Raw genomic sequence first — 282 nt, 5'->3', positions numbered from 1 at the left:
TCCATTCGCAATCCACGAGTATTTGCTTTCCGATGCAGCCTGTTCGACACGCGTTTGAATACTGGCATCAGCGGTGCGGCCTTCCTGCGTGCCGATATTCAGATCAGGCAGTTTGTTATCGAAAAGACGCGGCAGGACGCTGGCGATCGAATGCGCTTCCCACAGCAACACGTTCTTGTGCGAAGCACGCAGACGGCTCAATTCCGCTTCGAGCGTGGCATGATAAGGATGCCAAAATTGCTTCACGCGCTCCTGACGTGCATTCGCATCCGGCGCTTTTCC

At 55.0% G+C, this 282-nt stretch carries 1 protein-coding gene; it reads right to left on the bottom strand.

Translation table 11 applies throughout. From position 1 onward, the window contains the following. On the bottom strand, window positions 1-282 hold a 282-nt coding region (locus tag P7F28_RS04175), incomplete at both ends, for an N-formylglutamate amidohydrolase (RefSeq protein WP_277183180.1).

The organism is Caballeronia sp. BR00000012568055 (genome assembly GCF_029439455.1).
Taxonomy (GTDB): Bacteria; Pseudomonadota; Gammaproteobacteria; order Burkholderiales; family Burkholderiaceae; genus Caballeronia.
Note: the sequence above shows the minus strand (reverse complement) of the source record. Positions and strands in the feature narration are given on the sequence as shown.